Annotated in this window: 26 protein-coding genes; 14 read left to right on the forward strand and 12 right to left on the reverse strand. The window is 73.4% G+C overall.

The genetic code is table 11. From position 1 onward, the window contains the following. Positions 1-71: 71 nt before the first annotated feature. On the reverse strand, positions 72-923 hold the full coding sequence (locus ACIRRU_RS24225) for a lysostaphin resistance A-like protein (RefSeq protein WP_403683795.1): 852 nt from the start codon (positions 921-923) through the stop codon (positions 72-74). A 238-nt stretch (positions 924-1,161) separates the two neighbouring features. Between ACIRRU_RS24225 and ACIRRU_RS24230 the strand changes: the two genes are divergently transcribed. The 4 genes from ACIRRU_RS24230 (at position 1,162) to ACIRRU_RS24245 (ending at position 3,756) form a co-directional block, all read left to right on the forward strand. After that, complete coding sequence (locus ACIRRU_RS24230; protein WP_403683797.1) at positions 1,162-2,358, forward strand: FAD-dependent monooxygenase; 1,197 nt, start codon at positions 1,162-1,164, stop codon at positions 2,356-2,358. 292 nt (positions 2,359-2,650) lie between these two features. Further along, positions 2,651-2,935: a DUF5133 domain-containing protein gene (locus ACIRRU_RS24235; RefSeq protein ID WP_403683798.1), complete on the forward strand. Its 285-nt coding sequence runs from the start codon at positions 2,651-2,653 to the stop codon at positions 2,933-2,935. Between the two features lie 20 nt (positions 2,936-2,955). Then, a complete protein-coding gene (locus ACIRRU_RS24240) occupies positions 2,956-3,390 on the forward strand; it encodes a hypothetical protein (protein WP_403683800.1) in 435 nt (144 codons plus the stop codon). A 138-nt stretch (positions 3,391-3,528) separates the two neighbouring features. Further along, positions 3,529-3,756, forward strand: coding sequence for a hypothetical protein (locus ACIRRU_RS24245; RefSeq protein ID WP_403683801.1), 228 nt, complete (start codon positions 3,529-3,531; stop codon positions 3,754-3,756). Between the two features lie 30 nt (positions 3,757-3,786). On the opposite strand, the gene ACIRRU_RS24250 is transcribed toward ACIRRU_RS24245, so the two are convergent. After that, entirely contained in the window at positions 3,787-4,503 is a 717-nt protein-coding gene (locus tag ACIRRU_RS24250) for a heparin lyase I family protein (RefSeq protein ID WP_403683803.1), read from the reverse strand. Positions 4,504-4,610: 107 nt separating this feature from the next. Then, a complete protein-coding gene (locus ACIRRU_RS24255; protein ID WP_403683805.1) occupies positions 4,611-5,732 on the reverse strand; it encodes a substrate-binding domain-containing protein in 1,122 nt (373 codons plus the stop codon). Positions 5,733-6,039: 307 nt separating this feature from the next. On the opposite strand from ACIRRU_RS24255, the gene ACIRRU_RS24260 reads away from it, so the two are divergent. Beyond that, complete coding sequence (locus ACIRRU_RS24260) at positions 6,040-7,125, forward strand: endonuclease/exonuclease/phosphatase family protein (protein ID WP_403683807.1); 1,086 nt, start codon at positions 6,040-6,042, stop codon at positions 7,123-7,125. Between the two features lie 142 nt (positions 7,126-7,267). On the opposite strand, the gene ACIRRU_RS24265 is transcribed toward ACIRRU_RS24260, so the two are convergent. Beyond that, positions 7,268-8,215 (reverse strand): MerR family transcriptional regulator, encoded by a 948-nt coding sequence (locus ACIRRU_RS24265; protein ID WP_403683808.1) that lies wholly within the window; start codon positions 8,213-8,215, stop codon positions 7,268-7,270. Positions 8,216-8,362: 147 nt separating this feature from the next. Between ACIRRU_RS24265 and ACIRRU_RS24270 the strand changes: the two genes are divergently transcribed. Then, positions 8,363-8,911: a DUF4383 domain-containing protein gene (locus tag ACIRRU_RS24270; protein WP_403683809.1), complete on the forward strand. Its 549-nt coding sequence runs from the start codon at positions 8,363-8,365 to the stop codon at positions 8,909-8,911. On the opposite strand, the gene ACIRRU_RS24275 is transcribed toward ACIRRU_RS24270, so the two are convergent. After that, positions 8,896-9,738: a DUF1206 domain-containing protein gene (locus ACIRRU_RS24275; RefSeq protein WP_403683811.1), complete on the reverse strand. Its 843-nt coding sequence runs from the start codon at positions 9,736-9,738 to the stop codon at positions 8,896-8,898. The two genes, ACIRRU_RS24270 and ACIRRU_RS24275, sit on opposite strands and share 16 nt — an antisense overlap. Positions 9,739-9,903: 165 nt before the next feature. Between ACIRRU_RS24275 and ACIRRU_RS24280 the strand changes: the two genes are divergently transcribed. From ACIRRU_RS24280 to ACIRRU_RS24290, 3 genes are all read left to right on the forward strand, one after another. Continuing rightward, positions 9,904-10,479 carry a fasciclin domain-containing protein gene (locus ACIRRU_RS24280; protein WP_363199984.1) on the forward strand — a complete coding sequence of 192 codons (576 nt, stop codon included), beginning with the start codon at positions 9,904-9,906 and terminating at the stop codon, positions 10,477-10,479. Between the two features lie 102 nt (positions 10,480-10,581). Continuing rightward, on the forward strand, positions 10,582-11,115 hold the full coding sequence (locus ACIRRU_RS24285; protein WP_403683813.1) for a MarR family winged helix-turn-helix transcriptional regulator: 534 nt from the start codon (positions 10,582-10,584) through the stop codon (positions 11,113-11,115). 153 nt (positions 11,116-11,268) lie between these two features. Beyond that, positions 11,269-13,395: an MMPL family transporter gene (locus tag ACIRRU_RS24290; protein ID WP_403683815.1), complete on the forward strand. Its 2,127-nt coding sequence runs from the start codon at positions 11,269-11,271 to the stop codon at positions 13,393-13,395. 60 nt (positions 13,396-13,455) lie between these two features. Here ACIRRU_RS24290 and ACIRRU_RS24295 read toward each other — a convergent pair whose 3' ends face one another. The 3 genes from ACIRRU_RS24295 to ACIRRU_RS24305 all read right to left on the reverse strand — a co-directional run bounded on the left by ACIRRU_RS24295 (position 13,456) and on the right by ACIRRU_RS24305 (position 16,142). Then, a complete protein-coding gene (locus tag ACIRRU_RS24295) occupies positions 13,456-13,986 on the reverse strand; it encodes a DoxX family protein (RefSeq protein WP_403683817.1) in 531 nt (176 codons plus the stop codon). Between the two features lie 126 nt (positions 13,987-14,112). Further along, positions 14,113-15,168 carry a DMT family transporter gene (locus tag ACIRRU_RS24300; protein WP_403683819.1) on the reverse strand — a complete coding sequence of 352 codons (1,056 nt, stop codon included), beginning with the start codon at positions 15,166-15,168 and terminating at the stop codon, positions 14,113-14,115. Next, the gene (locus ACIRRU_RS24305) at positions 15,165-16,142 is read right to left on the reverse strand and encodes a phosphatase PAP2 family protein (protein ID WP_403683820.1); all 978 of its coding nucleotides are present in this window, start codon (positions 16,140-16,142) and stop codon (positions 15,165-15,167) included. Before ACIRRU_RS24305 ends, ACIRRU_RS24300 begins: the two co-directional genes overlap by 4 nt. Before the next feature lie 160 nt (positions 16,143-16,302). Here ACIRRU_RS24305 and ACIRRU_RS24310 point away from each other — a divergent pair, with 160 nt between their 5' ends. The 5 genes from ACIRRU_RS24310 (at position 16,303) to ACIRRU_RS24330 (ending at position 20,527) form a co-directional block, all read left to right on the forward strand. Beyond that, positions 16,303-16,932, forward strand: coding sequence for a TetR/AcrR family transcriptional regulator (locus ACIRRU_RS24310; protein ID WP_403683822.1), 630 nt, complete (start codon positions 16,303-16,305; stop codon positions 16,930-16,932). A 204-nt stretch (positions 16,933-17,136) separates the two neighbouring features. Then, positions 17,137-17,931 (forward strand): SDR family oxidoreductase, encoded by a 795-nt coding sequence (locus ACIRRU_RS24315; protein ID WP_403683823.1) that lies wholly within the window; start codon positions 17,137-17,139, stop codon positions 17,929-17,931. 51 nt (positions 17,932-17,982) lie between these two features. Beyond that, positions 17,983-18,996: an SPFH domain-containing protein gene (locus ACIRRU_RS24320; protein ID WP_363199991.1), complete on the forward strand. Its 1,014-nt coding sequence runs from the start codon at positions 17,983-17,985 to the stop codon at positions 18,994-18,996. Beyond that, the gene (locus ACIRRU_RS24325; RefSeq protein WP_403683825.1) at positions 18,993-19,889 is read left to right on the forward strand and encodes a hypothetical protein; all 897 of its coding nucleotides are present in this window, start codon (positions 18,993-18,995) and stop codon (positions 19,887-19,889) included. The genes ACIRRU_RS24320 and ACIRRU_RS24325 overlap by 4 nt, the downstream gene beginning before the upstream one ends. A gap of 143 nt (positions 19,890-20,032) precedes the next feature. Further along, positions 20,033-20,527 carry an NUDIX hydrolase gene (locus ACIRRU_RS24330; RefSeq protein WP_403683826.1) on the forward strand — a complete coding sequence of 165 codons (495 nt, stop codon included), beginning with the start codon at positions 20,033-20,035 and terminating at the stop codon, positions 20,525-20,527. Between the two features lie 95 nt (positions 20,528-20,622). On the opposite strand, the gene ACIRRU_RS24335 is transcribed toward ACIRRU_RS24330, so the two are convergent. The 4 genes from ACIRRU_RS24335 to ACIRRU_RS24350 are packed head-to-tail and all read right to left on the reverse strand — an operon-like array spanning position 20,623 to position 26,883. Further along, a complete protein-coding gene (locus ACIRRU_RS24335) occupies positions 20,623-21,969 on the reverse strand; it encodes a DUF6271 family protein (RefSeq protein WP_403683828.1) in 1,347 nt (448 codons plus the stop codon). Continuing rightward, entirely contained in the window at positions 21,951-23,087 is a 1,137-nt protein-coding gene (locus ACIRRU_RS24340) for a phytanoyl-CoA dioxygenase family protein (RefSeq protein WP_403683830.1), read from the reverse strand. The genes ACIRRU_RS24335 and ACIRRU_RS24340 overlap by 19 nt, the downstream gene beginning before the upstream one ends. Before the next feature lie 32 nt (positions 23,088-23,119). Continuing rightward, positions 23,120-24,901, reverse strand: coding sequence for an ABC transporter ATP-binding protein (locus tag ACIRRU_RS24345; RefSeq protein ID WP_403683832.1), 1,782 nt, complete (start codon positions 24,899-24,901; stop codon positions 23,120-23,122). Continuing rightward, positions 24,898-26,883, reverse strand: a complete 1,986-nt coding sequence (locus tag ACIRRU_RS24350) for an ABC transporter ATP-binding protein (protein WP_403683834.1) — start codon at positions 26,881-26,883, stop codon at positions 24,898-24,900. The genes ACIRRU_RS24345 and ACIRRU_RS24350 overlap by 4 nt, the downstream gene beginning before the upstream one ends. Between the last annotated feature and the right edge of the window lie 108 nt (positions 26,884-26,991).

The raw sequence follows: 26,991 nt of genomic DNA on the forward strand, positions 1-26,991 counted from the left end.
CGTCATCTCACCCGGTTGCTGCCGGTGGCCGTCCTCGGATGGACGCCGCGGGACACCGGCCACCGGGAGTGTCATGCCGCGGCCGTCGACGTCACGCTCCTGCGGTAGGCCCGGAGGGCGAAGGCGACGAGAGCGAGCAGCACCACCGCGGCCACGCCCAGGGTCGCAGCGTCGAAGTCGGCCGACGCGTTCCTCTCGGCGTCGCCGGAGGCCAGTTGGGGAACGAAGTTCCACATGGTGTGAAAGGCACAGGAACGCCAGATGCACCCATCGGCCAGGGCCCAGAGAGCGAGCGCGTCCCCGAGGAGAAAGGTCATCAGGATGTAGGCGACGGGCGCGCTCGCGTTCGCCAGGTGCGCGCACGCGAACAGCGCCGAACTGCCGAGGACGCCGGCCGCCGCTCCCCATCGCTCGGAGAACTTCGGCAGGAGGAAACCGCGGAAGACGAGCTCCTCCGTCGACGCCTGGACGGTGACAGCCACCAGAAGCAGCACGGCCGTGCCGAGGGCGATGGAGTCACCGGAATCGCCCTCGGCCGAGCCGCTGAGCATGCTCGCTCCTACGTTCAGCACGATCAGCCCGGCTACGGCGGAAGCACCTCCGATCAGAATTCCGCGGGTCCTGCCGGCCCCGGACAGTCCGAGAGAGGCGACGGGGCGCCGTTCCCCGAGAGCGACCCATGCGCCGAGGAGTACGGCCGTCGGCAGAAACGCGGCCAGACACGAGACGATGACACCCGTCGGGGACGACGGGTCGACGCCGGTGCCCTTGAGCGTCCGCACGCCGGTCGCCTGGCCCACTGCCATGCACACGAGCGCGACCAGCACGGCCACCAGGGGGCCGGTCGTGACACCGCGTGTCTTCTGCTGCCTGTCGCCCACCAGCATGGAACTCCCCGCGTCGACGGTCGAACGAAGTCCCATCGTCGGCAGGACGTGGACGAAGCGCATGCCTGTGCCGCCGAACGGCTGAGTCCGCAGCGGTCCCGAAGGCGTCCGCCCCCCTCCAGGCTCCGGAATCGCGGCATCCGCTCCCCGGCCACCTGGTACGAGCAGGTGTTGCCCCGGTGCGGCTCGGGGGTAGGTGAGGCCTGGTCCCCGGGCACGCACGTCGTGGGAGCACCCGGCCGGGGTGGGGATCGCCGAGGAGAGGAGAAGTCTCGTGGGTGGACGTCGTGCGGTGGTTTCCGGAGCGAGTATCGCCGGTCTGTCAGCCGCGTTCTGGCTGAGGAGGCTCGGATGGCAGGTCACGGTCATCGAACGTGCGCAGGAGTTCCGCGACGGAGGACAGAACGTCGATGTGCGGGGCGTCGCGCGGGAAGTCCTGCACCGCATGGGGTTGTTCGAGGCGGTGAAGCGGCAGAACACCACGGAGACGGGGACGGTTTTCGTCGACGCGGACGGCAAGGTGACCGCCGAGCTGCCCTCCGGGGGCCCGGACGGAGCCACGGCCGAGCTGGAGGTACTGCGCGGCGACCTGGCCCGCACCATCCACGACCATCTGCCGCCCGGCGTCGCGTTCCTCTACGACGACGTCATCGAGACCGTCAGTGACCACGGTCGGGGCGTCGACATCGTGACGTCCCGGGGAAGGGAACTGGGCTGCGAACTCCTGGTGATCGCCGAGGGCGTGCGCTCGGCGACACGGGACCGGGTGTTCGCGGAGGACGGCATCACCAGGAACGATCTCGACGTGACGATGGTCTTCGGCACCATTCCCCGCACGGCCGACGACGACGACCGGTGGCGCTGGCACACCACCACCCGCGGCCGCCAGATCCACCTGAGGCCCGACCGTCACGGCACCACCCGCGCCATCCTCTCCTTCAGCCCCGGGGACGACCTGACCGGACTCGACCGGGAGGACGCCCTGGCACGCGTCCGGGACCGGTACGCCGACGCCGGGTGGGAGGCCCCCCGCATCGTCGAGGCCTTCGGCACCTCCGACGACGTCTACATCGACCAGCTCACCCAGATCAGGATGACGACCTGGCACAGGGGCCGCGTCGTGGTGGCGGGCGACGCCGGCTGGTGCGTCACGCCGATGGGCGGGGGCGGGGCGTCGCTCGCTCTGACCAGCGGCTACGTACTGGCGGCAGAGCTCGCCTCCCGTCCCGAGGACACCGAAGCCGCCCTGCGGGCGTACGAGAAGTGGATGCGGCCCCTGGTCGAGGACGTCCAGAAACTCCCGCCGGGCATGAAGAAGTTCGCCTACCCGCAGACCCGTACCGGGCTGGCTCTGCGCCATCTCGCCGACAAGGTCCTCACGGCGCCGCCGCTCAAGCCCCTGACGGCGAAACTGACCCAGGTAGCGAGTGCGCCGCACGACCTGCCCGACCTCCCCTCCGGTGGCAACTGACCGGACGGATCAAGCCCCTTCGGGATCCGCTCGGGCCTGCTCCGGCTCATCCTGCCCGCGGGACGGCTCGCCTGCCCGTCAGGGGAGCGGGGCAGGTCTGACGACTGCCGCCCGGCCCGGCTCCGGTGCCGGGCCGGGTGGCGGTCTCGCCGGAAATGCGCTCGGTTCCGGTCGTCCGTCGCGTGCCCCGGCCCCCTCTGGCCCATCGGGACCATGATCAATAGGGTGAGGGTGCGGAGAAGGGGCACAAGGTGTGGGACCCCCCTCATGCGACGGATGGTGACACATGCTGATGCCCCGCCCCGAAACGGTGCGCTCCCTGCTGACCCGCTACAACGAACTGCGGCTGGAACACTCCAAGGACTCCGCGAACGGTCGGAACCGGAGCTTGGAGGATGTGTCGTACACACTGTGCGTCACCACCGGAACCCGTAACGTGCAGGACGCCCTGCACGCTGCGGAAAGGATTCTGCGTACCCCCTCGGACCGCATGAGGACGGTCGCCGTCCCGCTGCGGCTGAAGCCCGCAGAACGGGTCGCCCCCTCCGGCGTCGCGCCCCTGCCCTCCGCGTCCTGAGAGCCCGGGGGTACGACGTCATGTGGGGAGACCGAGCGGACGGGGTCCTGGTGAGTCGGCCGGAGTCGGCGGCCGAGGCCCGCCGGGAGGTGGAGTTCGCGCTCTATCCCCTGTTGTGCTCCCCGGACGTGTCGCTGCGTCCGGCACACCACGCACGGGCGATGGACGCCTCACTCGTCGCCTCCGAGCTCGTGGGTCATGTGCACCATCACACCGGATCCTCCCGGGAGTGCCTCCTCGTGTGCCTTCTGCACACCAACGAGATCACCATCGTGGTGACCGACCCCTGCGACGCGGACCTGCCTCGCTTTCCGCACCCGTTGGACCACGGGCGTGCGGGATTGGGGAGCGCGTTCTGGTCGGTGGTCAACCGGGTCGCCCACCAGGTCGATGTCCAGGCCCTGCCCACCGGCGGCAGGATCATCAGCGCCGCCGTCGCACTGACCGGCCCCTGATCGCTCCGGCGGCGATCGCCGACGGTGCGGAACCTCCCTGTGGTCGCTTCCCCCTGGTCAAGGCGTTCGCCCTACACACACGCACGGGGCCGTGGAGCGCAGCCCCGCCCACCCCTGCCGGAGGCCACCCGCCGGGCGGTGTCGAACGGCCTCGATGTGTTGCTGGGTGACGCCCGCGCGCGAGCGGCCGCGCTGGCGGCGATGGGCGCCGTTCTGCGCCTTGTCGACAGCTGGCTCACCGGCGAGCTGGAGGCCGACCGCGAGGAGCTCATCGACTGGACCACCGCCGCGGCCCTCGGTGTCCTCGCGGGCGTGGCGTCACCGGCCGCCCCTCCCGGCGGGGTGGGCCAGGGGGTGTCTCACTGATCGGGCCGGATGAGGGAGCGGGATGTAGCGTCAGTCGACGTCGGCGCGGGTCTGCCCCAGCCTCAAGTCGTCTATCCAGACCGTGGAGTCGACGTCGCCGATGGCGGAACCGTACGTCCCCCAGCGGGGATTGTTGCCCCGGTCGTCCCAGGTGCGGACGGAGCGCTGGTCGACGACGAGGGACCCGTCGACGTAGAGCGCGAACGAACCGGTGTTGTCCGAGCGGGTGGTGATGCCCAGTTCGATCTTGTGGTAGCCGGTGGTCGTCCACTCCTTGCTGCCGACCGGCTTCCAGACCTCGCCCGGCGCGACGTACCAGATCTTCAGCCGGCCGTCCTCCACCTTCATGAGCACCGGGTAGTTCTGCTGCTGCTCCTCGCCGGTGCCCCACGACTTCCACTGGAAGACGGTCTGGGCGTCGGGCGTGCTCGTCCGGAGTTTCCAGCCCCACCAGTACGTGGTGTCGTTGCTCCAGGTGCGGCCTGCCGCACCGGCGACCTCGCAGCGGTCGGACCCGGTCGGCTTGTCCAGTCGGAAGACGGGGCCGTGGCCGTCGTTCCCGTCGTGGGTGGTGATCGACCCGCCGTCACAGGCGGTGTAGGAGAAGCTGCCCGTGCCGGAGGCGGGGTCGGCCGTCCACAGGACGGCGGCATGGGCCGGTGAGGCCGCCAGGAGGGCCATGGCCGAGGCGATGGCGGCCGGGGCCAGGAGGTTGCGGAGGGTGGTTCGTACGTCGCTGCGTCGCACGGTCTGGTCTCTCCTCGGAGGTGGGGGGCGTGGGGGGAGCCGGTCCGCAGCTTCCGGTTCGCGTGGAAGCGGCGTCAAGGCGCGCCGCGGAAACGGTCAGTAGTCGGTCACGCCTGGGGCGTCCGGTCCTTCGCGGGGGCTCCGCAGGACCGCCGGACGACGAGTCGGGGCAGCCACTCCACGGTCGAGCTCTGGGCTCCGGGGTCCTCGATACGGCGCAGCAGGAGCGTGACCGCGCTCTCCCCGACCGCGTGGTTCGCGGGGGAGACCGCGGTCAGCGGCACATCCGCGAGACCGGCGATCTCGTCGTTGTAGCTGACGAGCGCGAACTCCTCGGGCACCCGCACACCGTGGGCCAGCAGCCGCTGGAGCAGGTTGACCGCGTCGGAGTCGGTATGGACGACGGCGGCCCGCACCTCCCCGGAGTCGACGCGCTCCAGGAGGCGGTCGGCACACGTCTCGAAGTCGTCGAAGTGCCCCGCGCGGGAGCCCTGTTGCAGGGAGAGGTCGTCGTCGGGAAGACCGAGCGCCTCGACGGCGGCCCGGTAGCCGCGGCGGATGTGGGGCCAGGTGTGGGTCGTTCGGGACATCATCGCGACGCGCTCGTGCCCGAGGCCGGCCAGGTGGTGCACCGCCGCGGTCGCTCCCCCGGCGTGGTCCGATGCCACCCGGTCCAGGCCGAGGGCCGCCAGACCCAGCGGTATCCGGCGCTCCACCAGCACCAGCGGCGTCCGGAGTTCCGCGATCGCCGCCGCCTCCTCCTCGGCGGGGCCGTACACACCCCAGCCGGGCGTGAGGACGAGACCGTCCGCCCCGGCCTTGATCAGGTTCCTGGTCTGCCGTGCGTCACGGTCCTGCCGGTAGTCGGTGATGCCGACCAGCAGCCGGGCCCCGGCGGCCGTGGCGGCGTCCCGGGCGCCCCGGATGATCGAGCGGTAGAAGTAGTCGGCCGTGGGAACGAGCATCCCCAGGACGAGGCCGCTGAGCGGCGGCGACGGAGCCCGGTGGCGGGCCAGCCGCGCGTCGCGGGCGTTGAGCGGTGCGGCGGGCCAGGACACCGAGCCGTGCAGTCGCCGCACCCGGCCGACGGCCGCGAGTGCGGTCACGTCCCTGCGGGCGGTCTCCACGGAGACGCCGAGCGCCGTGGCGAGTTCGGTGACCCGGAGACCTTCGCGCTCCCGCACGATCTCCAGTATCCGCCGGTGCCGTTCCTCCACACGTTCCCGCATCCCGCCTCCTGGTGCGCTCCGCGGCCGCCGCCGATCGCAGGACGCGGGACCCGGCCGGAGAGTAGCCGACCGAACGGTGACCGGAACGCGCCCCGATGAGGAACACTTCGGTCTGCCTCCCCTGGCCGGTGGCCGCCGGCCGGACGCGGGTGCGCGGCGTGCGAACGACATGCGGAATCCAGTCCGGGTTCATCCCGTGGACGCGGCACATATCGACACTTCGTCACAGTCCGGGCCGAACGGCGCTCGGGCGGCGACCGACCAGAGGTTGAGGTAAGCGATGGTAAAGCGCCGAGAGATACTCGGAATGGCAGGAGCGGCCCTGGGCGCGGGCGTGCTGGGCGCGGGCAGCGCCGAGGCCGTCACGCGCGGCGGCACGGCGGACCGGCACCGGCCCTCGCACCGGAAGCTGAAGGTTCTCCAGTTCAACATCTGGCAGGGCGGCAGCCGGGTGCCGGGCGGGCGGGCCGGGATCGCGGACACCGTCGCGGCGGTCGAGCCCGACGTGGTCATGCTCAGCGAGTCGGACCAGGAGCGGGTCGCCCACCTGTTGTCGGACCTCGCCGACCGCGGCCTGACCTACTTCGACAACGCCAACCCGGGGGACCCCGGGGTGATCTCCCGCTACCCGGTCATCGAGCACGCCTCCTTCCCGTCCTGGTCGAAGGCGGTCATCTCGGTCGGCGGCACCGAGATCGCCGCCTACTCCGGGCACCTGGAGTACCGCTACTACGTCAACTACCTGCCGCGCGGCTACGGCGGCGGCACGCCGCCGCCGCTGGAGACCTCGGAGTACGGGTGGGACGAGATCCCGACCGGCCCGATCACCGATGTCGGCCTCATCAAGCGGCTCAACGAGGCCTCCGGCCGCACCGAGGTGACGCGGACGGTCCTCGCGGACGCCGCCCGGGAGCGCCGCCGGGGACGGCTCACCCTGCTGGCCGGTGACTTCAACGAGCCGTCGCACCGGGACTGGACCCGTCGGACGCGGCATCTGTTCGACCACAACGGCACCGTCGTCGAGTGGTCGACGACCAAGGCCATCGAGAAGGCCGGGTTCCGCGACAGCTACCGCGAGATCCACCCCGACCCGGTGCGCTCCCCCGGGTTCACCTGGCCGAGCGACAACCCGGGAGCCGAGACCGGAGAGCTCACCTGGGCCCCGAAGGCCGACGAGCGGGACCGGATCGACTACGTCTTCTACCACCCCGACCGGCGGCTCCGTCTTCTCGACAGCGTGATCGTGGGCCCCGCCTCCACGATCGTGCGCAACGAACGGGTCCGGGAGACCGGCCGGGACAGGTTCTGGGAGCCGGACTGGACCTGGCCGACCGATCACAAGGCCGTACTGAGCACCTTCCGGGTGTCCGGCGGCCGAGGGCACCTGGCCTGACCGCCGAGACCGTTCGGTGCGGGGGCCGCCCCTCCTGGGCCAGGGTGACACGGAACGGCGCCTGACGGGGGGGTGTTGCCCGGCGCGGCCCGCGGCAGCACCCCCCGGCCGCGCGCCCCGGGTCGGCACCCGCCGGGACCGCTCAGCGGGAGCCGACCGCGGCGAGCGCGGCGAACGCCTCGGTCAGCCCGCAGGGGTGCCGGGTCTCCGGCGGCTGCCGCCCGGTCCAGCCGGGACCGGCCACCAGGACGGCGGGCCGCCGCCGGGCCCCGCGTACGCCCCACTCGATCGCCTCGACCCGGGCCACGAGCGCGCGGTCCGCCGTGGCCCGGGACTGGGCCCAGAGCACCACCGCGTCGGGACCGGTGCGCCGTACGGCCTCCTCCAGCGCGTCGGCGGGCAGGGCGGCACCGAACATCCGGACGGGCAGAGCCTGTTGGACGAGGGTGGCGGCGAGCGCCTCCAGGGCGAGGGTGTGGCTCTCGCCGGGGGCGCAGGCCAGCAGGGAGAGGCCCGCACCCACCACGGGCGGCCGCCGCGGCGACACCTTGCGCAGCGCGCCGGAGACGTGCCACGACAGCAGGTGCTCGACCTCGATGTACCGCTCCCCCGCCGTCTCCCACTTGCGCCCCACGGAGTGCAGGGTCGGCATCATCACCTCGTCCCACGCCGCGGGCAGGCCGTACCGGTCGAGCACCGCCGTGAGCTGTTCGTCCATGGCCTGGGAGTCCAGCCGGACCGCCGCGCGGGCCAGCCCCCGGCACTCCTGGCGGGCCCTGCCCAGCGGAAGCGGGCCGGGGGCCCGGGAGACGCGCCCGGCGGGTGGGTCCACTCCGGCGCGGGCGGCACGGGCGGCCTCCGCGGGTGGCGTGCCCGCGGACGTCAGTCGGCACATGGTCCGCAGGACGTCGACGTCCGCGGCCGTCCAGCGCCGGTGCCGACCGCCCTGTCGCGCGGCCGGGCCGATGCCGTAGCGGCGGTCCCAGGAGCGGAGGGTGGTGGGCGCGACACCGAGGAGACGAGCGACCTCCCCGGTGGTCACGCCCCCTTCCGCCGAGACTTCCGGCAGGAAATCGGCTGATACGTTCATAAATCCACCATACGACGCACAACCGATGCGTGTTGCCCGGCGGCCAGGGCCGCTGTTCCCTGTTGATCACGGACGCCGCGGCACGCCGTAGACCGCGAGGGGGCCGCGGCGCCTGGGTCCGCGATACGAGGTGACGAGGAGACGGTCATGAAACTGAGGGACGAGCTGCCCGTCGACCACCGGTTGGCGGCGGTGTACCGGATCGGCGGCGGTCTGTGCGGGGCGATCCTGGTGACGTTCGGGATTCTGGGCTTCGCGAATCAGCTGAGCTTCTTCAACACGTCCGGCGACCGGATCGCCGGACTGTCGTCCAACGGGCTTCTCAGCGTGATCTCGCTGGTCGTCGGCGCCCTGCTGATCGCCGGGGCCGCGGTCGGCGGCAACGTCGCGTCCTCGGTGAACATGGTCGTCGGCGCGCTCTTCGTCCTCAGCGGCTTCGTCCACATCTTCATCCTGGACCGGTCCGCGAACATCCTGGACTTCAGCATGGCGAACGTCATCTTCAGCTTCGTGATGGGGCTGCTGATCCTCACGTTCGGCATGTACGGGCGGGTGACCGGCGGTCTGCCGCACGACAACCCGTACTGGCGCCGCCGCCACCCCGAGCAGGCGGCACAAGAAGCCGCCGCCGCGCACAGGGGCGCGGCGGCGGCGAGCGGCCCCCTGCGGGGCCGGTCCGCTCAGACCTTGCGGTAACGGGCGTTGAACCAGGAGAAGACGCCGAAGGCGATCAGTCCGAGAGCGATGACGACCAGCAGCCACGGACCGACGGGGGTGTCGGTGAACGAGCGCAGGGTGTCGTCCATCCCCTTGGACTGGTCGGGCTCGTGCTTGACGGCGGCGGCGATGGCGAAGGCGCCCGCCGCGGCGAAGACGCTGCCGCGCGCCGCCCCGCCGAACACTCCGGTGATGTCGACGGCGCGGCGCACCTTCTGCGACATCTGCGACATCTTCAGGTGCTTGTGGTACTTCCGCATGATGGCCCGGACGGCGATCCAGAGCCCCGCACCGGCCACGACCGCGCCGCCGATGCCGACGATCCACTGACCGGCCGGCCATTCGAGCGCCTTGGCGGTGACGTCCTGGGACTGCTGGTCGGACGAGCCGCCGCCGCTGCCGGAGTCTCCGGCGGCGAAGGACAGCACGGAGTAGGCGACGAAGGCGTAGAAGACGGCACGCCCGGCCGCCATGGCCCGCTTGGCCGGCTTGTCCTCATCGGGTCCGGCCCCGCCGAACAGCGCCTCGGACAGCCGCCACAGGGCCATGCCCACGACGGCGATGCCCAGGATCCACAGCAGGACGGTTCCGAAGGGCTTCTCGGCTATCTCCGCGACGGCGCCGCCGCGGTCCGCCTCTTTACCGCCGCCCCCGGAGAGGGCGATGCGCAGGGCGAGGGCGCCCACGAGAACGTAGATGACCCCACGGGCGACGAATCCGGCACGGCCTCCCATTTCGATCGCGTTACTGTTCGCGGCACGCCGTGCCTGGCCGCGTCCCTGCGCTGCTGCTGAACGGGTAGTCATGAGATGCCGGATGCCCCTGTCCGGCGTTTCGATGCGCCTCGCGCTTCCGGACGACCGCGGCGGCACGGGCATTTCGACGCAGAAACGACGCGGCAGGCACGACGGGCGGATCCGCGTGAGCGTGGATACGACGGATCAGGACCCCCGCTCGCCGGAGGAGACATCATGACCATCACCCGCTTGCAGCGCACCGCTGCGGCTGCCGCGGCTCTCGCTCTGCCCGCCTCACTGGCCTTCCTCGCACCGCAGGCGCAGGCGCAGACGCCGGCCGAACCGTTCGGCCCGGCCTGTTCCTCCGTCCCCTCCGAGGGTCCGGGCAGTCTCCAGGGCATGGCCAAGGATCCGGTCGCCACGGCCGCCTCCAACAACCCCGAACTCTCCACCCTGGTCAGCGCCGTCAAGAAGGCCGGCCTGGTGGACACCCTCAACAACGCCAAGAACGTCACGGTGTTCGCACCGACGAACGACGCCTTCAAGAAGATCCCGAAGGCGGACCTGGACAAGCTGCTCAACAACAAGGCCGAACTCACCAAGGTGCTGACCTACCACGTGGTGGGAGAGAAGCTGACGACGAAGCAGCTGGCGGACGGCTCGTACAAGACGCTGGAAGGCAGCAACCTGACCACGAAGGGTTCCGGCACCTCGTACACGGTGAACGACTCCGCGAAGATCGTCTGTGGCAACGTGCCGACGGCCAACGCCACGGTCAACCTGATCGACACGGTGCTCATGCCGTCGTGACCCCGGCGGGCGACCGCCCCCCTCGTACGTGCCCGGACCGCCCCGCGGTCCGGGCACGGCCCGTGCACACCAGTTCCCCACCCGGTTCTATACGCTGGGCGGGTGACCAGCGCTGACGGCCGACCGACCGGGGGCGGCGCCCCGGACTCCGGGGCTCTTGCCGATCTCCAGGCGTTCGCGGTCGAGCTCCGCCGGATGAACGGCGAGATCAACCGGATGACGCACGGTTTCGCGTCCCACCAGCAGCTGCACCCCACGGATGTGAGCGCCTTGGCCGCCGTCCTCGACGCCCCCGCCCCGCTGACCCCGGGCGCCCTGCGCGAGCACCTGGGACTGACCTCCGGCGCGGTGACGGCGTGTCTGGACCGGCTGGAGCGGGCGGGGCACATCCGCCGGGTACGGGAGAGCTCCGACCGCCGGGTGGTCCATGTGCGCTACCAGTCGAGTGCCCGGCTGGTCGCCCGGGACTACTTCATGCCCCTCGCGCGGGCCACCGCGCGGGCGAGAGACCGGTTCAGCCAGGCGGAGCTGTCGACCGTCCTGCGGTTCCTCGTCGCTATGAACGAGGAACTGGCCACGGCCGAGGACCCGCCTCCGGCGCCCCCGGCTTCCCCGCACCCCTCCCCCGGCCACTGAGCCCGCGCCCGCGCGGGCCGCGCGTATGCCTCGCGCACCCCCGCCGCGTACCGCCCCAGCCCCCGCACCTTCCGTCGCCGGGGACTCCGCTAATGTATTTCAACGATTGAGATTGTTTATCGCTGAGACAGTTTCACCATCCCCGGGAGAGGCATGTTCACCGCTGCACGGTCGGCCCGCTGGCTGATCCCCGTCGTCCTGCTCATCGCCTGGCTCGGCATCGGCGGCGGGCTCGGCCCGTACGCGGGGAAGCTGGGCGAGGTCGCCACCAACGACCAGGCCGCGTTCCTGCCCCAGAACGCCGAGTCGACACAGGTCATCGACGCGCAGAAGGCGTTCCAGCAGAACGAGACACTGCCCGCGATCCTGGTCTGGACGGCCTCCGACGAGGGCGGGGCGGTGAGCGGAGCCCAGCGCGCCGAGGCGACGCGGGCCCTGGAATCGCTCTCCGGGACGGAGGGCGTCGTGGGCCGCCCCTCCCCCGCGCTCCCCTCGGAGGACGGCCTGGCCCTCCAGGGCGTCGTCCAGCTGAGCCCGGACCTCGGGGACAAGCTGCCCGAGGTCCTGGAGCGGATCGGGAAGGCCGGGGACTCCGTCGCGGGGACCTCGGCGCAGGTGGCGGGCCCGGCAGCGAGTCAGGCCGACCTGTCGGACGCCTTCGCCGGGATCGACGGGCTGCTCCTCGCGGTGGCGCTGGGCACCGTGCTGGTCATCCTGCTGCTGGTGTACCGCAGCGTGCTGCTGCCGTTCGTGATCATCATCGGGGCCGTGTTCGCCCTCGGGCTGGCCTGCGCGATCGTCTACGCCCTCGCCGATCACGACATCGTGCGCGTCGACGGCCAGGTGCAGGGCATCCTCTCCATTCTGGTGATCGGGGCGGCGACGGACTACGCGTTGCTGCTCACCGCCCGCTTCCGGGAGGAACTGGCCGTCCACGGCGACCGGTTCGCGGCGATGCGGGCCGCGTTGCGCGAGTCCTTCGGGCCGATCACGGCCAGCGCCGCCACGGTGGCGCTCGGCCTGCTCGCCCTGCTGCTGAGCGACCTCACCAACAACCGCGCCCTGGGCCCGGTCGGCGCGATCGGCATCGTCTGCGCGGTGCTGAGCGCCCTCACCTTCCTGCCCGCCGTCCTGGTACTGCTCGGCCGCAAGGCGTACTGGCCCGCCAAGCCCCGCACCGCCGAGGACAAGGCGGGCGGGCACGGCGTCTGGAGCCGCGTCGCCTCCCTGGTGGACCGGGCGCCCCGGAAGGTGTGGGCGGTCACCCTGGCCGCCCTGGTCGCCTGCGCCGCGTTCGCGCCCACCCTGACCTCCAAGGGCGTGCCGCTCGACGAGATCTTCGTCAACGACGCCCCGTCCGTGTCCGCCCAGAAGACGCTGGGCGAGCACTTCCCCGGGGGCTCCGGCAACCCGGCGGTGATCATCGCGGCGGCGGACCGGCTGAAGGAGGTGTCTACCGCCGCGACGCGTACCGACGGCGTGGCCTCGGCCGCCCCCGTCACCGAGAGCGGACGCCCCGGCGGCGGTGCGCCCCTCGTCGTGGACGGGCGGGTGCGGATCGACGCGACGCTCGCCGACGCGGCCGACAGCGACGCGGCCAAGTCCGCGGTGGCCGCGCTGCGCGAGGCCGTGCACGCCGTACCGGAGGCGGACGCCCTGGTCGGGGGCTACACCGCCCAGCAGTACGACACCCAGCGCACGGCCGCCGACGACCGCTCGCTGATCGTCCCGGTGGTGCTGGCGATCATCCTGGTGATCCTGGTCTTCCTGCTGCGGTCGCTGCTGATGCCGGTGCTGCTGGTGGTGACGGTGGCCCTCAACTTCCTGGCCACACTGGGTATTTCCTCGCTGGTCTTCACCCATGTGTTCGGCTTCAGCGGTACGGACTCCTCGGTGCCGCTGTACGGGTTCGTCTTCCTGGTCGCCCTGGGCGTCGACTACAACATCTTCCTGATGTCCCGGGTCCGGGAGGAGTCGCTGCGCCACGGCACCCGGGAGGGCATCCTGCGCGGGCTGACCGCGACCGGCGGGGTCATCACCTCGGCCGGGGTGGTGCTCGCCGCCACGTTCGCGGCGCTCGGCATCATCCCGCTGGCGTTCCTGGTGCAGATCGCGTTCATCGTCGCGTTCGGCGTGCTGCTGGACACGCTGGTCGTGCGGTCACTGCTCGTCCCCGCGCTGGTCCGGGACATCGGGCCCAGGGCCTGGTGGCCAGGTGCCCTGAGCCGTGAGGACGCGGCGGTGAAGCCGAAGGCGGACGCGGGAGCCGGTACGGCGTAGCCGGACGCGGGGGCACGATCGCCGTACACGGACGCGGGCGGAGGGAGAGGTCCCGACGGGTCAGGACTCCTCCCCCTGCCCCTCGGCGGCCTGGTCCTTCGCCCGCTTGCCGACCACGGCCGCGGCGGCGACCGCGCTGCCCGCGAAGGCCAGCGCGACCATCCACGGCCGGTCGAAGACATGGCGGGTGGCATGGTCGACCGAGTAGCGCCCGGGGCCGGACAGGCCGATGGCGGCGGCGGTGAAGCCGAGGAAGGCCGGGTACTCGTAGCCCCCGCCCTGGGCGAAGAAGCCCGCCGGAGCGTGCACGGCCACCGCCCCGGCCATGGCTCCGGCGGCGGCAGCGCCCGCCGCCGGGGTGGCGAGCCCGAGGGCCAGCAGCGCTCCGCCGCCCGCTTCCCCGAGTCCGGCGGCCACGGCGCTGTGCCGGGGCGGATGGAACCCCATCGCCTCCATCGCGGCCGTGGTCCCCTGGATTCCGCCGCCGCCGAACCACCCGGCCAGTTTCTGGCTGCCGTGGGCGGCGAGCACCGCGCCGGTGCCGACCCGCAGAGCGAGCAGACCGAGATCACGCCGGTTGAGGCTGGCCATGGGAACTCCCGTGACGAAGGGGCATCGCGTACGCGTTCCACTCTCGTCGGCCCGGGGCGGGCGGGCCCGGCCGGTTACGCCGTACGGGAGACGGGCCCGTCGTCGCACGACCGCGAGAGCGGGACGTCACCCCCGCCCGGACGACCGGAGAAGAACAGCCGCGGCTTCTCGTGCCGCGGGGCGGCATCGGCCGGGAGACGTTCCGGACCGGCCGGCCGGGCCGGGCGATCGCAGACCTGGAAGGACAGGGCCTGCCGTCGGACCGTCCGCCGCGCGGCGGGGGGCGCCGATGACGACCCGGGGCGGGACCGCTCCGGCCGGGGAGGGCACGCCGGGCGCCCGCCCGGGTTCCGTGCCGCGCGGCTGGGCCCGGCTGAGCAGGATCACCCCGCGGGCGGCGGCGACCGTGCCGAGGAGCGCGAGCACCAGGCTGACCGGGCCGCCCTGGAGACGTTCGCCGAGCAGGGCCAGGCCGATCGCGGCGGCGGCGACCGGATTGGCGAGGGTGACGACGGCGAGCGGCGCGCCGAGGCCACCCCGGTAGGCGGTCTGGGACAGCAGCAGACCGCCCATGGCGAAGGCGGAGACGAGCAGCGCCACCGTCAGCAGCCGCCAGTCGAACAGCGGGCCGCCCGCGTGGTCGGTGACGGCGACCGTGAGGGTCTGGGTGAGCGCCGAGGCGACGCCGGAGGTGATTCCGGAGGCCGCCGCGTGCCGCAGCCCCGGGCGGGCCCCCGGGCGGCCGAGCCCGGCGACGACGGCCATGGTCGCCGCCCCCACGCCGAGCGCCTCGGGCAGGGTCAGGGTGTCGTGCGGGGCGGAGCCGCCCGCGGTCAGGAGCAGCGCGCCGAGGCCGAGCAGGGTGAGGACCGTGCCCCGCCACTCGACGCGGCCGACCCGGCGTCCCGCGGCGCGCGCGCCGAGCGGCACGGCGACGACGAGAGTGAGCGCGCCGAGCGGCTGGACCAGGGTGAGCGGTCCGAAGTTGAGCGCGGCGACGTGCAGCAGCGCGCCCGCCGCGTTGAGGCCCACCGCCGACCACCACGCGCCCCGGCCCAGCAGCCGCAGCCCTCCCGCCGAGGGCTCGGTGCGCCCGGCGAGCCGGGACTGCGCGACGGCGGCGGCCGCGTAGGCCCCGGCGGAGACGAGGGACAGGACGACGGCGATCAGGGTGGCGCTCATCGGGCGACCCCGCTCGCGACGGTCTCGGACACGGGCTCCGCAGCAGGTCCGGACTCCGGGACGAGCGGCCCACCGGGCGACGCGACGACCGGCGCCCCAACTGGTGCTCCGGGCTCCGGGACGGGCGGCCCGCCGACCGCCGCGCCGGGTGATGCGACGACCGGCGCGGCAAGCGACGCGGCGAACCGTACGGCGGCCGGGCCGGCCGTGGGCACCGCACCGCGCGGCCCGGCGGCGGTCGCCCCGGCGGGCAGTGGCGGCCGGATCACGGCCAGTGCGAGCGCGAGCAGCGCGCCGGCCACGATCGCGTCCAGCCAGTAGTGATTCGCCGTGCCCACCACGACCAGGAGCGTGAGCGCCGGGTGCAGCAGCCACACCCAGCGCCACCGGGAGCGGGAGGCGGCGATCAGCCCGACGGCGACCATGACCGCCCAGCCGACGTGCAGCGAGGGCATCGCCGCGAACTGGTTCGCCATGGTGTCCGTCGCGGGGCTCTGCCCGTAGACCGTCGGGCCGTAGACCTGCCCGGTGTCGGTCAGTGCGGCGGCCGGGAGCAACCGGGGCGGAGCCAGCGGAAAGAGCAGGTGCAGCACGAGGGCGGCGGCGGTGAGCGCGGCGAGGACACGGCGCGCCCAGAGGTAGTGGCGGGGGCGGCGCCGGTAGAGCCAGACCAGGAAGAGAACCGTGGCCGGGAAGTGCACGGCGGCGTAGTAGGTGTTCGCCGCGTGGATCAGGGGCTCGCCGTGCAGCAGCAGGCCCTGGACGGCCCCCTCGTCGGGCAGGCGCAGGGCGCGTTCGAGGTCCCAGACGCTCCCCGCGTTGCGGAACGCCTCCCCGGCGTCGCCGCCGACGGCCACGCGGCCGAGTTTGTAGACCACGAAGAGTCCGGCCACGAGAAGGAACTCGCGGACGAGGGGCGGTCGGGCACGTATGTCCGGCTCCTGGTCCGTGGGCTCGGTGCGGGCGTACGTCACCCGGTGCCCCCTTGGATGCGAAGCGGTGTCAGGACGGAGTGGTCCAGTCCACGCCGTATCGATACGCCAGTGTACCGATACGCAGTCGTATCGGTACACGTGCGTATCGGTAGACTGGTGTATCGAACACCTCGCCGCACCGCCGCAGGAGGTAGCGCCCATGCCCTCGCCCGATTCCGGACCGGAGTCAGCCCTCGCCTCCCCCCGGTCGAAGATCACGCCGGAGCGGGCGCGGGAGCTGTACGAGGCGGTGCTGGACCTGCTGCGGGAGAGCGGGTACGAGTCGCTGACCATGGAGGGGGTCGCCGCCCGCACCCGGTGCGGGAAGTCGACGCTGTACCGGCAGTGGGGCTCCAAGCCGGAGCTGGTCGTCGCCGCGCTGCACGGCACCCGGCGGATGCGGCTGCCGCACATCGACACCGGAACCCTGGCCGGGGATCTGCTGGAGGCCGCGCGGGCGATCGGGGAGGCGTCGGAGGCCGACACCCCGCTGATGCACGCCCTGAGCCACGCCGCGCTCCAGAGCCCGGAGCTGCTGTGCGCGCTGCGCGAGGCGCTGATCGTGCCGGAGATCGCGGCGATCGGCACGATGGTCCGGCGCGGCCAGGAGCGGGGCGAGATCCCCGCGGACCTGCCGGCCGCCGCGTTCGTCCCGGCCCAGCTGCTCGGGGTGCTGCGCGCCCGGCCGCTGCTGGAGGGGCGCCACGCCGACGCGGCGTATCTGACCCGGTTCGTGGAGGGCGCGATCCTCCCGGGCCTCGGACTCGCGGCGGGGGCGCCTGAGTCCTGACAGACGTGGACCGTCCCGCCCGGCGGACGGGGCGGTCCACCGGCGCCGCACCGTGGGGACGGGGGCGGCGCATCACCGCACGGCCGGTGATCTCCGCGGAGGTCACCGGCCGTCCGTGCGTCCGCCCCACGCAGACCCCTACCGCACCTAACAAGCGCTTGGTAGCTTCGATGGATCCGTTCTCCGTGCGGAAAGGCGGACCGTATGCACCCGCCCCAGCGGATCGACCTCACCGGGCGCGCGGCACTCGTCACGGGCGGCACCAAGGGGCTCGGCGCCGCGATCGCGCGGGCCTTTCTGGCGAGCGGCGCCGAGGTCATGGTCGGCGCGCGGGGCGCACCCGCCGAGCCGGTGTCGGCGGACGGGCGGACGGCGGTGTTCCGGGCGGCGGACGTACGGGACCCGGAGGCGGCGGCGGGCCTGGTCGCCGCGGCGGCCGCGCGGTTCGGGCGACTCGATGTCCTCGTCAACAACGCGGGCGGCTCCCCCGACGCCGAGGCGGCGACCGTCTCCCCGCGCTTCGTCGAGAAGGTGGTCGCCCTCAACCTCCTGGCACCGTTCTCCGTGGCCCAGGCGGCGAACCTGGTGATGCGGGAGCAGCCGGGCGGCGGGAGCGTGATCAACATCGGCAGCGTCTCCGCCCATGTTCCGCAGCCGGGTACCGCGGCCTACTCCGCGGCCAAGGCGGGCCTGTTGGGGCTCACCCGGGCACTGGCCCTGGAGTGGGCACCGCGGGTCCGGGTCAACCACATCACCGCGGGCCTCGTCCGCACCGAGAGGGCCGCCGCGCTCTACGGCGAGGACGGCGGAGCGGCCGTCGCGTCCACCGTGCCGATGGGACGGCTGGCGGAGCCGCAGGACGTGGCGCACGCCTGCCTCTGGCTGGCCTGCGATCTCTCCTCGTACGTCAACGGCGCCGACCTCGCGGTGCACGGGGGCGGCGAGTTCCCGGCCCGGCACCTCGCCCGTCGCACCGCCTTCCCCTTCTCGTCCGGTTGACGATCCGGGGCGGACCCCCTTATCGTCGCACTGACGAAATAGGGGGTCCTCATGGCCGACATCACCCGGCGTTTCGGCTGGCGCCATCTGCGCTCCGCGCCCACCGCCCACATCCGCCACCACAAGCGCGGCACGCTCACCCACGACGGCCGGGGGCTCAGCTTCTGGTACCGGTCGCTGTCGGCGGCGCTCTCCGAAGTGCCGGTGGACGACCGGGAGCTGGCGATGGCGTTCCACGCCCGTACGGCCGACTTCCAGGACGTCACCGTGCAGGCCACCGTCACCTACCGGATCAGCGATCCGGCCGAGGCGGCGGACCGGCTCGACTTCTCCGTCGACCCGGACACCGGGAACTGGCGGGCGGCGCCGCTGGAGCAGATCGCCACCCTGCTCACCGAGACCGCCCAGCAGCACACCCTCGACGTACTGGCCCGCACCGCGCTGGCGGCCGCCCTGGTGGACGGGGTCGCCGCGGTACGCGAACGGGTCGCCGCGGGTCTCGCCGCCGAACCCCGGCTCCCGGCCACCGGCATCGACGTGGTGGCCGTGCGCGTCGTCGCGATCCGTCCCGAGGCCGAGGTGGAGCGCGCCCTGCGCACCCCGGCCCGCGAGCAGATCCAGCAGGAGGCGGACCGGGCCACCTACGAGCGGCGGGCCGTCGCCGTCGAACGCGAACGCGCCATCGCCGAGAACGAGTTGGCCAGCCAGATCGAACTCGCCCGACGGGAGGAGCAGTTGGTCGACCAGCGCGGCACCAACGCCCGGCGGGAGGCGGAGGAGAAGGCCGCCGCCGACGGCGTACGGGCCGAGGCGGAGGCGGCCCGCACGGTGCGCCTGGCCCGCGCGGAGGCCGAGGCGGCCCGGGAGACGGGCGCGGCCCGTGCCGAGGCGCAGGCCGCGTGGCTGCGGGTGCACGGCGAGGTCGACGCGGCCACGCTGCACGCCCTGGCGGTGAGCCGGGTCGCGGAGAACCTGCCGCGCGTCGAGAGCCTGACGCTCTCCCCGGACGTCCTCACCGGACTCCTCGCCAAGCTCGGGCGGCCGGGCGGCGGGGCGGGCGCGTGAGCCTCGCCCCCCGGGCGGTGCTGGTGCACCGGCGCACCGAGTACGAGGAGCTGCTGGCCCGGCACGGGACGCACGGGCAGGCCGCGTTCTTCCTCTCCAGCCGTGGCCGCGCGATCGACGAGGTGGCCGCCCGCCACGAGCGGACCGGGCGGGCGCTGCGGGACGTGGCGGCGGCCGTACCGCTGACCTGGCGTTCCACCCGGGTGGAGCGGGCGGACCTGGACCGGTTCCTGTTCGCCCCGGAGGACGTCGTGGTGGTGGTCGGCCAGGACGGGCTGGTCGCCAACACCGCCAAGTACCTCTCCGGTCAGCCGGTCGTGGGCATCGACACCGATCCCGGGCGCAATCCGGGTGTGCTGGTCCGGCACCACCGCGCGGACGCGGCCGCCCTGCTGCGGGCCGCGTCCGCAGGTGGCCGGGCGGAGGAGCTGACGATGGTGGAGGCCGTCGCCGACGACACCCAGCGCCTGGTCGCCCTCAACGAGATCTACGTCGGCCCGCCCGGCCACCAGACCGCCCGCTACCGGCTGGGGCCCGACGGCGAGAGCGTCCCGGGCGAGGCCCAGGCCTCCTCCGGGGTGCTCGTCGGCACCGGCACCGGAGCCACGGGCTGGCTCCGCTCGCTGTGGCGCGAGCGCGGCAGCGCCCTGGCCCTTCCCGCACCGGGCGACCCGCGGCTGCTGTGGTTCGTGCGGGAGGCGTGGCCGTCCCCGGCGACCGGGACGTCGCGGGTGGCGGGCGAGCTGGGGCGGGGCCAGGGACTGCGGCTGACCGTGGAGTCGGACCGGATCACGGTGTTCGGGGACGGGATGGAGTCCGACGCCCTGGAGCTGGCCTGGGGCCAGAGCGTACGGCTGGGCATCGCGGACGCCTCCCTGCGCCTGGTGGTCTGACCCCGGGTCCCGGGCGTCCGGCGGCCCGGGGCCGGGGCGCGGGCAGTGCCCCGCGGCTGCCGGGCCTGCCTCCGGACCCGGGCGGTCGGGCCGTTTCGCTACGGTGGCGTCGTACCGGCCCCGAAGAGCGGAGATCCAGCACCATGACAGCCGACCCCGCCGTCGCGCCCGACCGCAACACCCGTCCGCCAACGGCGCAGGCGGCGCTCGGGGTCGGGGTGATCGTCCAGGACGGGCGGGGGCGGGTGCTGCTGGGACGGCACCACAGCGGGACCTGGGAGCTGCCGGGCGGCAAGGTCGACGCGACCCTGGAGTCGGTGGCGGCGGCGGCCGCGCGCGAACTGCGCGAGGAGACCGGTCTGGTCGTCGACGCGGCGGCCGTGCACGTCATCGCGATGGTCCATGACGTGATCGGCGGGATCAACCGCATCAGCATGGCCGCCCTCGTCCGCCTCGCCTCGGGCGTCCCGGAGGTCACCGAGCCGCATCTGATCAGCGCCTGGCGATGGACCGCACCCGAGGAGCTGCCGTCCCCGCTGTTCGATCCCTCGGCGCAGATCCTGGCGGCCTGGCGGCCGGAGCTGGGCATCACCCATCCGCCCGCGCACGTGCTCCGGATCGCCCCGCCGGAGGCATGAAGAGGACCGTCCGAGGCCGGGTACCCGGTCGTGCGCGGGCGGGGACACGGGCACCCTCGGCCCGGAGGAGTGCGACCGGGCCGAGGGGAAGCCGCTCACCTCAGGGGCGCGGCCTCCCGGCCGGCGTTCGCGGCCCGTACCCCCTCCGGGGAGCGGGCCGCCCGCACGAGCGGCTGCCAGGCGTCGATGAGCAGGGCGAAGTCCGCCATGTCCGCCGCCGCCCCGTCCAGCAGCTCCTGGCGGCGGGCGGCCAGGGCGTCGGCGACCGCGGTGTAGCGGTCGCCGAGCGCGCGGTAGGACCGGTCGAGCACGTCCAGCCGTTCCTCGTTCGCCGTGACGTCGAGCGCGACGCTGTCCCGGACGTACCCGGCGACGAGCGGGGCGCGCAGGTGTCCCTCGGCGTCGAGCAGGTCCCCGCCCGCCGCGGTGAGGCGGGCGTAGACGGCGTTGAGGTGGTGCGTGGCCAGCAGGAACCGCGCGAAGCGGAGCTGGTAGGCGAGGAACCCCCGGTCGGTGCGGCGCTCTCCGGTGTAGTGGTTGACGATGTGGCGGTTGTGCAGGACGCCGGGGAGCTTGGCGTCGTGCACCAGGTGGCTGAGGAAGTAGTCGCTGCCGATGGTGTCGGTGGCGGGCGGGAGCGGTACGCGTTCGTAGACGGCGTCGGTGAGGCTGATGTTGCACATGTCGACGCGCGCGGGACTGACCGCCATGAGCGTCGTGTGGTCGCGGGTGAAGGGTGTGGTGCCGCCGCCCCGGAACGCCTCCCCCACCAGCTTCCGCCGCCAGATCTCCGGGCAGTCGGCGGGCAGCGACAACCCGACGACCTCCTCGTAGAGCGCCGGGTCGGCCCGGTGCATCTCCCCGAGGTCCACGGACATCTCACCGATGAAGGAGCCGCCGACCAGTGCCACCGGCCGGTCCGCCGCCGCCGGGTCGAGCCGGGTCCGGGTGAGCGCGCCGGAGGCGGCCACGTCGGCGGCCCGGCGGCCCAGGAACGCCAACTCGTGGTGGACGGGGAAGACGGTCTCGCCCTCGTGCCTCTGGTAGCGGCCGTCGGAGTCCCGGCGGTGGACGGAGGTGCAGCCCAGGGCCGCCGCCACGAGGAAGACCCGGTTGGTGCAGGCCCCGTAGGACACCCCGTCCGGCAGCATCAGGCCGAGCAGCCGTCCGGGGTCCTCGACCCCGGACCGCTCCAGGGCCGTGCGCAGGAAGGCCCGTTGCCGCCGCTCGTCGAGGTGGTGGACGGTGACGCCGGGGGCGGGGCGCAGGGCGTCGGCCGCCGTGCGGTTCGCGGCGAGCGCGTCCGGCCCCGAGGTGTCCAGGATCAGCAGCCGGACCTCGGTGCCGAAGTGGCGGGCCGCGTACGCCGCTTCGTCGCCCAGGGCCGCGATGGCGTCGGGGCAGGCGCGGTCGGTGGGGAGCGCTAGACCGATACGTCGCATGCCGGCTGCCCGCTCCCGTTCCCGGGCGCCTCGGCCCGTCGCGCCGCCGGGGACGCCGCCTCCGCGTCGCCTTCGTCGTCCTTCTCGTGCCAGGAGGTGAGGCCCAGGAGGCGGCGGCCGAGACCGTCCAGGGTGGCCGTCTCATAGCGGAGGGACTCGTGCCGGATCGCGTCACCGGCCAGCGTCCGGTTCCAGCGCGGGGTCCGCAGGTGCCGCCAGGAGTCGACGCGGGAGGAGCGCAGCGTCTCGTGTTCCTCCAGCGCGGGCATCATCGCGAGGTACTGGACCGCCCGCGCCCCGTCCTTGGAGGTGTTGCGCGCCACGCCGTGGGCGAGGAGGCCGTTCCAGATCAGCAGGTCGCCGGGGTGGAGGTCCGGACGGACGACGGGGAAGGCGTCCCGGTCGACGGCGGGCCGGATCGGGTCCCGGTCCCGGGGCTGCTGCGTCTTCCACCGGTCGAACCGCCGGAAGAGTTCCGGGTCGCACTGGAAGCCGCCCAGTTCGGGCCGGGTCTCGTTGAGGGCGATGATGCCCTGGACGCGCTGCGGCGGTATGTCGAGCGTGGTGTCGATGTCCCAGTGCAGCTCGATGTCGAAGCCCCGGTCGGTGGGGTCGATCAGGGCCCGGTCGCGGTTCTTGATGTTGGGCGGGTTGAGGTTGAGCCGGTCCAGGGTGACCCACAGCTCCTCGCAGTCCCAGACGTCGACGAACGCGTCGTACACGCGCCGCGTCATCCGGCTGTCCCACAGAAGCTGGTGGTGGTACGCCTCCACGAATCCGTAGATGTGGAGCTGCCGGTCCAGGTCGGAGCGGAACGGCCGGTCCTCGTGCCAGGTGTCCGGCCGGTCCGGGTCGAGCCCCTGGAAGTCCCAGGTGAAGTCCAGCAGCCGCTGGGCGGCCGCCGGGGGGATCGCCTCCGGGACGACGACGTAGCCGTAGGTCTGCCAGTGCGCGAAGTCCTCCTCGCTCAGCACCCGCAGCGGGCGGGACTTCTCCAGCTCGCGCAGGGAGGTCTGCGCGAGGTAGGACTCCCCGTCGGCGCTGAAGTACGGGACGGTGGAGGCGGCGCGGTGCAGGTGCGGGCGGCGGCGGACGCGGGCGGGGCGCTGTGGCTGCATGGAGTCCCTTCCGGGAGGCGGTGGGGCGGGGGTCAGCGGTAGGCGCGGGCCTGGAGCTCGAACAGCTCGGCGTAGAGGCCCTGCCGGGCGAGGAGCTGGTCGTGGCCGCCGTGTTCGCGGACCGCGCCGTTCTCCAGGACGACGATGAGATCGGCGGAGCGGACCGTGGAGAACCGGTGCGAGATGAACAGCGTCAGCGAGCCGGAACCGGAGCGGGCCCGGTCGGCCGCGTCCGTGAACCGCTGGAACAGCTCGTGCTCGGCGGCCGCGTCGAGCGCGGACGCGGGCTCGTCGAGCACCATCAGCAGCGGGTCCTCGCGGAGCAGGCACCGGGCCAGGCCCAGCAGTTGCCATTGGCCGCCGGAGAGCTCCGCCCCGTCGCCGTACCCCTTGCCGAGCAGCCCGTCCAGGCCGTCCGGCACCCGTTCGAGGACCCGGTCGGCGCGGGCCGCGGCGATCGCCTCGCGCAGGGCGGGGTCGTCGTGCAGCGCGGACAGCCGGCCGACGCCGACGTTCTCGCGCAGCGGCAGTTCCAGCCGGGCGAAGTCCTGGAAGAGCGGGGCGATCCGGGCGGACCAGCGGGCCGGGTCCAGCTCGGTGAGGTCCGTGCCGTCCACCAGGATGCGGCCGGAGGTGGGGCGGTACATCCCGCACAACAGCTTGACCAGGGTGGACTTGCCCGCCCCGTTCTCGCCGACGAGGGCGACGGTGGCTCCGGCCGGGAGCGTCAGGGAGACGTCGGTCAGCACGTCCCGGTCGCTGCCGGGGTAGCGGAAGGACACGTTCTCCAGCCGGACGCCGTGCTCCAGGCGCTCCGGAGCGGGGCGGGCCGCGGAGTCCGGCTCCTCGGCGGCCAGGGCGCGGAGCCGGTCGAGGCGCTCGAAGGTACGGCCCGCCCCCTGGAGCATCGCGAGCAGCCCGAGGCCGCTCGCAACCTGGACGCTGACCTGTACCGCGAGGGCGATGACGAGGATGATGTCACCGGCTCCGGCAGCCCCGTCCAGGGCCTGGCGGATCACCAGCCACAGTCCGCCGCCGTAGGCGAGCGCGAACAGCAGCTGCCCGCCCGCCCGCAGGGCCGCCGCGCGCAGGGCGGCCCGCCGCAGCAGCTCGGTGGTCCGCTGCCAGGCCGCCGCCTGGAGCCGGATCAGCTCGCCCTCCGCCCCGGTGAGCCGGGCTTCGGGCACGGAGTGGCCGGAGGTCGCGAGGCCCAGGAGGTGGCGGCTGAGCCGGGTGGACTCCGCGGAGGTCTCCTTGGCCCGGTCCAGGACGGCCTGGGCCCGGTCGGCGACCAGGACCGGCGGCACCGCCGCCAGCGGCAGCAGCACGAGCCAGGGGTTGACGGTGGCGAGGATGACGGTGGTGAGGACCGCCTGGAGGGCGAGACCGCAGATCTGGAGCACGGCTTCCAGCGAGGCCCTGGTGCGGGACACGTCCTCGCGCACCAGCGTCAGCGTGTCGGCGAACTCCGCGCTGTCCAGGTGCTCCAGTCCGCGGGTCCCGTTGGAGACGGCCAGCACCTCCTGGTGCAGGGCGGTCTCCTGCTGTTCGCCCAGCTCGAAGTAGAAAAGGTGCGCGAAGTGCCCCATGGACAGTTCCAGGACCAGGGCGACGGCGACGCCGAAGGCGAGCCAGGCCGTCGTGGCGACGGCTCCGTCGAGGGCGCTGTCGGTGAACTCCCGCAGCAGCAGGGCCATGGCCGGGGTGGCCAGCAGCCCGACCAGGAGCAGGAGGGCAGCGGTGTACAGCCGCCGGGGGTCCAGCCGGTGGGCGAGGACGAGCAGGGTGCGTACGGCGGTGAACAGGGTGGTCATCGGGCCTCCTCCGGGACGGGGCCGGAGAAGCGCTCCGCCTGGAGGCGGAACAGCTCCGCGTACCGGCCGCCGAGGGCGGTCAGCTCCTCGTGGGTGCCCTGTTCGGCGACCCTGCCGTGCTCCAGGACCACGATGCGGTCGGCACGGCGCACGGTGGAGAAGCGGTGCGAGATGACCACGCTGGTCAGCCCCTGGGTCATGGTGAGGAAGCGGTCGAAGAACTCCACTTCGGCGCGGACGTCCAGCTGGGCCGTCGGCTCGTCCAGGACGAGCAGCCGCGCGCCGCGCTCCACGGCGTAGAACGCCCTGGCCAGCGCGGTACGTTGCCACTGCCCGCCGGAGAGGTCGACGCCGTCCTCGTACTGCCGGGAGAGCACGGTGTCCGGGCCCTTGGGCAGCCGGGCGAGCACGTCCTCCAGGCCGGCGCGGGCCACGGCGGCGTCGAAGGCCCGGGGGTCGGGTGCGCCCTCGGGGGCGCCGAGCGTGACGTTGTCACGCAGGGAGAGCTCGTAGCGGTTGAACTCCTGGAAGATGACGGCCAGTCGGCGCCGCCACGCGGTGCCGGACAGGCCCCGCAGGTCCGTGCCGTCCGCCGTGACGCGTCCGGCGGACGGTTCGTGGAGGCGGGTGAGCAGCTTGACCAGGGTGGTCTTGCCCGCGCCGTTGAGGCCGACGATCGCGGTCGAGCGGCCCGCCTCGATCTCCAGGTCCAGGTGGTCGAGCACGGCGGGTCCGTCGGGGGTGTAGCGGAAGACGACGTCCTCGAACCGGATGCCCAGCGCCGACGCGCCCACGTCCGCGGCTCCGGGGGCCGGTCCGGCGGCCGGTCCGGCGGGGAGCTGTCCGGCCAGGACCGGTTCGGTGGCGGCCGGTTCGGTGGCGCCCTGTCCGGTCGGGCTCGCCGGGGCGCCGGGAGCGTCCGGGGTGGCCGCGTTCTCCTCGGCGGCGCGGCGGGTGAAGGCGGTGAGGGAGTCGTACGACTGCATCCCGTACAGGGTCTGGACATCGCACTCGGGGAAGTACACCCCGAACCTCATCGGGATCAGCACGGCCTGGAGGGCGACCGCCAGCGTCAGCAGTGACAGTTCGCCGCGCGCCGCGGGTCCGGCGAGCAGCAGCAGGACTCCGGTGCCGCCCGCGAGACCGACCAGGGCCAGCACGACGAACGGCCCCATCAGAATGCGGCGGCGCCCCTCCCACAGCGGATCGAGGTAGCCCTGCATGTCCTGGTGGTGACGGCCCCGGAACCAGTCGGCCAGCCCCAGGACCCGGATCTCCTTGGCGGCCTCGGTGCCCCCGGCGGTCCGGAGCATGTACGCGATACGGCGCCGCTTCCCGGCCATGTCCTGGTAGAGGTCGGAGAACCGGCCGAGCGAGCCGCGCTGCCCGAACCGCAGGACCAGCGCGGTGGCCCCGGTCAGCGCGCCCGCCCACGGGGAGAGGGTGACGCCGACGAGCACCACGGCGCCCAGCAGCTGGGTGTAGCGGGCGATCAGCGCGATCGCCCCGCCCACCGCGTCACCGGGTGTCGGCAGCAGCCGGTCGAAGGCGCCCCGGGCGTCGCTCAGCAGGTCGAGGGTCTCCTCGCGTTCCAGCATCGCGATCGGTGAGTGGCGCAGCGCCGTGTCCATCAGCCCGCTCACGCACTGGCCGTCCACCCTGCGGGTCGCCACCTCGCCCAGCACCGCCTGCAAGGGGGCGAGCAACTGCTGGAGGACGAAGGCCCCGAGGGCCAGGAGCAGGGCGGCGAACACCCCGCCCGTGCCGCCGGAGACGGCCTGGGCCTCCGGCAGGCGGTCGAGCAGCACGCTCATCCAGACGATGAAGGCCAGCGGGAGGAGGCCGATGAGGATGTTGAGGACGACGGCGGCCGTCAGCAGGCCCGCGCCCGCGCGCGGCAGCAGCCGCAGCAGGACGAGCCACCGTCCGACGCGGGCGCGCGGCTGGGACACGGCGCGCGAGGCAGGGGGCGACGATGACAAGCGCTTCTCCTCGGTCGGGCGAGCGGTCGAGTGAGCGGTGGAGCAGGGAGACATGCGGGCGGGCGGTCGAGCGGTGGAACAGCCAGGCGGTGAGGCGGCCGGGCGGTA

This window comes from Streptomyces sp. NPDC101181 (assembly GCF_044767975.1).
GTDB lineage: Bacteria > Actinomycetota > Actinomycetes > Streptomycetales > Streptomycetaceae > Streptomyces.

Bases quoted from the DNA above. Each gene is read 5' to 3' on its own strand.
- ACIRRU_RS24225 (WP_403683795.1), bottom strand. From the start codon at position 923: ATGGGACTTCGTTCGACCGTCGACGCGGGGAGTTCCATGCTGGTGGGC.
- ACIRRU_RS24235 (WP_403683798.1), top strand. From the start codon at position 2,651: ATGCCCCGCCCCGAAACGGTGCGCTCCCTGCTGACCCGCTACAACGAA.
- ACIRRU_RS24240 (WP_403683800.1), top strand. From the start codon at position 2,956: ATGTGGGGAGACCGAGCGGACGGGGTCCTGGTGAGTCGGCCGGAGTCG.
- ACIRRU_RS24255 (WP_403683805.1), bottom strand. From the start codon at position 5,732: ATGCGGGAACGTGTGGAGGAACGGCACCGGCGGATACTGGAGATCGTG.
- ACIRRU_RS24260 (WP_403683807.1), top strand. From the start codon at position 6,040: ATGGCAGGAGCGGCCCTGGGCGCGGGCGTGCTGGGCGCGGGCAGCGCC.
- ACIRRU_RS24265 (WP_403683808.1), bottom strand. From the start codon at position 8,215: ATGAACGTATCAGCCGATTTCCTGCCGGAAGTCTCGGCGGAAGGGGGC.
- ACIRRU_RS24270 (WP_403683809.1), top strand. From the start codon at position 8,363: ATGAAACTGAGGGACGAGCTGCCCGTCGACCACCGGTTGGCGGCGGTG.
- ACIRRU_RS24275 (WP_403683811.1), bottom strand. From the start codon at position 9,738: ATGACTACCCGTTCAGCAGCAGCGCAGGGACGCGGCCAGGCACGGCGT.
- ACIRRU_RS24280 (WP_363199984.1), top strand. From the start codon at position 9,904: ATGACCATCACCCGCTTGCAGCGCACCGCTGCGGCTGCCGCGGCTCTC.
- ACIRRU_RS24290 (WP_403683815.1), top strand. From the start codon at position 11,269: ATGTTCACCGCTGCACGGTCGGCCCGCTGGCTGATCCCCGTCGTCCTG.
- ACIRRU_RS24295 (WP_403683817.1), bottom strand. From the start codon at position 13,986: ATGGCCAGCCTCAACCGGCGTGATCTCGGTCTGCTCGCTCTGCGGGTC.
- ACIRRU_RS24300 (WP_403683819.1), bottom strand. From the start codon at position 15,168: ATGAGCGCCACCCTGATCGCCGTCGTCCTGTCCCTCGTCTCCGCCGGG.
- ACIRRU_RS24310 (WP_403683822.1), top strand. From the start codon at position 16,303: ATGCCCTCGCCCGATTCCGGACCGGAGTCAGCCCTCGCCTCCCCCCGG.
- ACIRRU_RS24315 (WP_403683823.1), top strand. From the start codon at position 17,137: ATGCACCCGCCCCAGCGGATCGACCTCACCGGGCGCGCGGCACTCGTC.
- ACIRRU_RS24320 (WP_363199991.1), top strand. From the start codon at position 17,983: ATGGCCGACATCACCCGGCGTTTCGGCTGGCGCCATCTGCGCTCCGCG.
- ACIRRU_RS24330 (WP_403683826.1), top strand. From the start codon at position 20,033: ATGACAGCCGACCCCGCCGTCGCGCCCGACCGCAACACCCGTCCGCCA.
- ACIRRU_RS24335 (WP_403683828.1), bottom strand. From the start codon at position 21,969: ATGCGACGTATCGGTCTAGCGCTCCCCACCGACCGCGCCTGCCCCGAC.
- ACIRRU_RS24340 (WP_403683830.1), bottom strand. From the start codon at position 23,087: ATGCAGCCACAGCGCCCCGCCCGCGTCCGCCGCCGCCCGCACCTGCAC.
- ACIRRU_RS24345 (WP_403683832.1), bottom strand. From the start codon at position 24,901: ATGACCACCCTGTTCACCGCCGTACGCACCCTGCTCGTCCTCGCCCAC.